This window comes from Phenylobacterium sp., assembly GCF_031425575.1.
Classification (GTDB): Bacteria; Pseudomonadota; Alphaproteobacteria; order Caulobacterales; family Caulobacteraceae; genus Phenylobacterium.
Map to the genome: position 1 here is coordinate 1 of NZ_JANPJP010000242.1, position 4,769 is coordinate 4,769.

The following is a 4,769-nucleotide window of genomic DNA, read 5'->3' on the forward strand; positions in this document are numbered from 1 at the left end:
GCAGCCAACTGCCCCACGCGGCCCTGCGGGTCTATGTGATGGGGGAGCGCGGCGCCAACCGCGAGGACGCCACACAGGCCGATATCGCGGCCATGGCGGCCCTGGCCCAGACGGCGGTGGAGGCCGGCGCGCTGGGATTCTCCACCTCGCGGACCCTGAACCACCGGACCAGCGACGGCCAGCCGACCCCGACGCTCACGGCCTCGGAGGCGGAGCTGACCGGCATCGCCATGGGCCTGGCCGCGGCGGGCAAGGGCGCCCTGCAGTTCGTCTCCGACTTCAACGACCCCGCCGAAGAGTTCGCGATGCTGCGGCGGATCGTCGAGCGGTCCGGGCGGCCGCTGTCCTTCTCGCTCGTTCAGAACCCGCGTCAGCCCCGGCAGTACGAATTTCTGCTCGACCGCCTGCACGAGGCCAACGAGGCGGGCCTGCAGATGCGGGCCCAGGTGGCGGGGCGGCCGGTAGGCATCCTGTTCGGACTGGAACTGACCCTCAACCCGTTCACCAGCCGGCCCAGCTACCAGGCCATCGCCAAGCAGCCCCTGGCCGAGCGGGTCGCCAGGCTCAGCGACCCGGCCTTCCGCGCCCAGCTGTTCGCCGAGGGCGCCGCCGCCGACCCCGCCTTCGCCGCCAACATGACGCGCAACTGGGGGATCATGTTCCTGATGGGCGACGAGCCCGACTACGAGCAGACGCCGGACCGCACCATCGCGGCCATGGCCGTGGCGCAAGGCGTGGCGCCGGAAGAGCTGGCCCTGGATCACATGCTGTCGAACGGCGGCCGGGGCATGCTGTACCTGCCCTTCCTCAACTATGCCGACGGCTCCCTGGACCCCAGCTTCGAGATGCTGATCCATCCCGACACCGTGCCGGGCCTCTCCGACGGCGGCGCTCACGTGGGGATGATCTGCGACGGCAGCTTCCCCACCTCCAACCTCACCCACTGGACCCGGGACCGCACGCGCGGGCCGAAGCTGTCGCTGCCGGCCATGATCAGGATGCAGACCCGCGACACCGCGCAGGCCGTCGGCCTGTTCGACAGGGGGCTGATCGCCCCGGGCTACCGGGCCGATCTCAACATCATCGACTATGAGAACCTGAGCCTGAGATCGCCCACGGTCGCCTATGATCTGCCGGCCGGCGGGCGTCGGCTGATCCAGCGGGCGGACGGCTATCTGGCCACCATCGTAGCCGGCCAGGTTACCTACCGCGACGGAGAGCCCACGGGCGCCCTGCCCGGCCGGCTGCTGCGCGGCAGCCAGATGGCGCCGAGTAGGCTAGCCGACACATTGGTTTCACAGAGATTTAAGCCGAACCTGTTAGCTGAGCATGCATGTCCCAACAGATTTCCAGCAGCCGTACGCTGCACCGCCTGGTCTATATCAGCCGGCAGGCCTTCACGCCGCACATGATCGCCGACGACGAGATCGACGCCCTGATCCGCGCCTCGATCCGCAACAACCTGGCCGCCGCCATCACCGGCCTGCTGCTGGTGCATGACGGCTGGTTCGTCCAGGTTCTGGAAGGTCCCGCCGAGGCGGTCATGACCACCTACCGGCGCATTCTCAACGACCCGCGCCACGCCGAAAGCCGGGTGATCTCCGCAGCGCCCGCCAGCTGCCGCGAGTTCGGCGACTGGCACATGTGCGCCCGTCAGCTCAGCGCCGCCGACGACGCCATTCTCAAGACCCTCTCTCAGCGCGACGGCTTTGACCCGGCCAAGCTCACCGACCGCTCGGCCCTGCGTCTGCTGAAGGCGGTGCGCGGCATCCAGGACCGCACGGCGCTCACAGCCTGATGCTCTAGCCCCCTTCGCGCGGGGACCAACGCACGGCATAAGACCGCCATGCCATCCGCCTCCCTCGACGAGGCGCGGGAGATCCTGCGCCGCACCTTCGGCCATGCCGAGTTCCGGGGTCGCCAGGCGCAGGTGATCGAAGAGGTCCTGGCCGGGCGTAGCGCCATGGCCGTCCTGCCCACTGGCGGCGGCAAGAGCCTTTGCTACCAGATCCCCAGCCTGATGCGGCCCGGCCTCGGCCTGGTGGTCTCGCCGCTGATCGCCCTGATGACCGACCAGGTGGCGGGCCTTGTGCAGTCGGGTGTGGCCGCCGCGCGGCTGGATTCCAACATCGAGCCCTGGGAGAAGGCCCAGACCTGGGAGCGGATAGAGGCCGGCGAGCTGGATCTGCTCTACATCTCCCCGGAGGGCCTGATGACTTCGTCGGTCATGGACCGCCTGCGCCGCACGCCCCTGGCCCTCATCGCCATCGACGAGGCCCACTGCGTCAGCCAGTGGGGCCATGACTTCCGCCCCGAGTACCGGATGCTGGGCAGGCTCGCCGAGATCTTCCCCGACGTACCGCGCCTGGCGGTCACCGCCACCGCCGACGCCCGGACCCGCGACGACATCCGCGCCGAACTGCGGCTGGAGGACGCCCTGGAGTTCGTCGCCAGTTTCGCCCGGCCTGAGCTCGCCCTGTCGGCGGAACGCAAGCGCGGGGCCGGCCACAAGCGGGTGCTGGAGCTGATCGAAGCGCGGCCCGACCGCTCCGGCGTGGTCTATGCCGGCTCCCGCGACGGGGTGGACAAGCTGGCCGAAAGCCTGCGCGCCGCTGGAACCAACGCGCTCGCCTACCATGCCGGGCTCGACAAGGCGGTTCGCGCCGAGCGGCTGGAGACTTTTCTCGAGGCCGACGCCGCGGTGATGGTGGCCACCATCGCCTTCGGCATGGGGGTCGACAAACCCGATGTCCGCTTCGTGATCCACGCCGATCCGCCGGCCTCCATCGAGGCCTATTGGCAGGAGATCGGCCGGGCGGGCCGCGACGGCGATCCGGCCGAGGGGATCACCCTCTATGGCGCGGCCGACATGGCCTGGGCCTACCGCCGCATCGACGGCCGGGAGATGGACGACACTGTCAAGGCCGTGCAGCGCCGCAAGGTCGGCCAGTTCTACGCCATGATGGACGGGGCCAACTGCCGCGCCGCGGCCGTGCGCCGCTATTTCGGCGAGGAGGGGGTGGAGCCCTGCGGCCAGTGCGACCTGTGTCTGTCGCCGCCCGAGAGCATCGACGCCACCCAGGCGGCGCAGAAGGCTCTGTCGGCGGTGCATCGCCTGGGGGGCCGGTTCGGGCGCGGGCGGTTGGTGGAGCATTTGCTCGGCAAGACCAAGGAGCCCTCAAGCTTCGAGGCGGGGCTGACCACCTTCGGCATCGGCAAGGAGTTCAGCGTCAATGGCTGGCGCGACCTGATCGACCAGCTGCTGTTCGACGGCCTGCTGAAGGAAGACCCCAATGACGGCCGCCCCCTGATCGGTCTCGCCGACCCGGAAGGGGTCAAGGCGGTCTATCGGGGCGAGCGCCGGGTGGGTCTGCGCAAGGCGCCCGAGGAGCACGACCCCACCACACGCTCGGGCAAGCCCCGCAAGCGCCGGGAGGCCGCCGACATCGATCCCGGCGACGCGGCCCTGTTCGAGGCCCTGCGCTACTGGCGGGCCGGCGAGGCCAAGCGCCAGCATGTGCCCCCCTATGTGATCTTCCCCGACCGCACCCTGATTGAGGTCGCCCAGTCCAAACCCGGGTCCCTGCCCCGTCTGGCCGCCGTCTCCGGGGTCGGTGAAAGCAAGCTGGCCCGCTATGGCGAGGCGGTGCTGGAGGTGGTGAAGGGGTTCGAGGGCTAGGCAGGCGCCAGGAAGACGTAGCGCTGATAGGGGTCGGCCAGAGCCCAGTCCGCGCCCTCGATGCGCCAATCGGGATAGTTCGCGGCGATGAAGTCCAGGGTCATGGAGGTGTCCCCGTAGGTGGCCTCGCCCTCCACGGTGTCGCGCCCATGGGGGACGAAGGCGAAGCCCTCGGCGGCGTGCCTGGCCTGATGGGCGGCGGCCTGCGGCGCATAGTCGGGGTTCACCACCCAGTACTCGGCGGGACGGATGGTGATCGCCAGCAGGCCATTCGGCGCGATGTGCTTGCGCAGGGCGCCCAGCGCCGCGTCGGTGGCGTTGCGCGAGGTGTGGGTGAAGACCGAGAAGGCGAACATCACGTCGAAAGCCGCTTCCGGCGCCGGCAGGCTCGCGGGGAGATAGTCCGACTGGGCGATATTGCCGGCCAGGCCCGCCTCGCGGCAGAGATTGACCGCCAGGTCCCAGGGGTCCACGGCCCAGATCGCCTCGGGATTGCTGAAATAGTAGAGCAGCCGAGTCATCCGCCCGTAGCCGCAGCCGTAGTCGAGGATCCTGGCGCCCGAGAGCGAGCGATTGCGCAGGGCGGCGTAATTGTACGCCAGCGCCCGGATGAAGCTGACGGTGGGGGTCAGCAGGGACAGGCCCGCGTCCCCGGTGAAATTGCGTTGAGTGTCGGCGCTGGCCATGCGCGGCAACAGCTTGGACAGGGCCGGCAAGTCCTCCCGCGGCAGGTCGAACAGCACCATGCCGAAGGCGTCCAGGGAGAGCTTGCCCCGCAGGAAGGCCAGGACTTCGTTGACGGTCGCGCCCCGGGCGGCGAGGCCGTCGGCCTCCGCCACGATCTTGGCTTCATCGATGAGCAGCACGCAGGAACCTTCGGCCTAGGCGGCAGGGGCCGCGCGGAGGGTCGGTTTGCCCAAACCGCGCGGCGGTTACAAGTCCAGCTTAGACGTCCACCTCGGCGTCGAGGGCGTTGTCCTGGATGAATTCGCGGCGCGGCTCCACCAGGTCGCCCATCAGGCGGGTGAACATGTCGTCGGCGTCGTCGGCGTGGTTGACCCGGACCTGCAGCAGGGTGCGGGCGTCGACG

Annotated in this window: 5 protein-coding genes; 3 read left to right on the plus strand and 2 right to left on the minus strand. The window is 69.7% G+C overall.

Annotated elements, in window-relative coordinates; translation table 11 throughout:
• From RMO97_RS13740 to recQ, 3 genes are all read left to right on the plus strand, one after another.
• On the plus strand, window positions 1-1,412 hold a 1,412-nt coding region (locus RMO97_RS13740; RefSeq protein ID WP_310541613.1), incomplete at its 5' end, for an amidohydrolase family protein.
• On the plus strand, window positions 1,334-1,798 hold the full coding sequence (locus RMO97_RS13745; RefSeq protein WP_310541614.1) for a BLUF domain-containing protein: 465 nt from the start codon (window positions 1,334-1,336) through the stop codon (window positions 1,796-1,798). The genes RMO97_RS13740 and RMO97_RS13745, both read left to right, overlap by 79 nt.
• Before the next feature lie 48 nt (window positions 1,799-1,846).
• Complete coding sequence (gene recQ / locus RMO97_RS13750) at window positions 1,847-3,679, plus strand: DNA helicase RecQ (protein ID WP_310541615.1); 1,833 nt, start codon at window positions 1,847-1,849, stop codon at window positions 3,677-3,679.
• On the opposite strand, the gene RMO97_RS13755 is transcribed toward recQ, so the two are convergent.
• Both RMO97_RS13755 and RMO97_RS13760 read right to left on the minus strand, forming a co-directional pair.
• Window positions 3,676-4,545: a class I SAM-dependent methyltransferase gene (locus RMO97_RS13755; protein WP_310541616.1), complete on the minus strand. Its 870-nt coding sequence runs from the start codon at window positions 4,543-4,545 to the stop codon at window positions 3,676-3,678. The genes recQ and RMO97_RS13755 overlap by 4 nt on opposite strands.
• A gap of 79 nt (window positions 4,546-4,624) precedes the next feature.
• On the minus strand, window positions 4,625-4,769 hold a 145-nt coding region (locus RMO97_RS13760), incomplete at its 5' end, for a hypothetical protein (protein WP_310541617.1).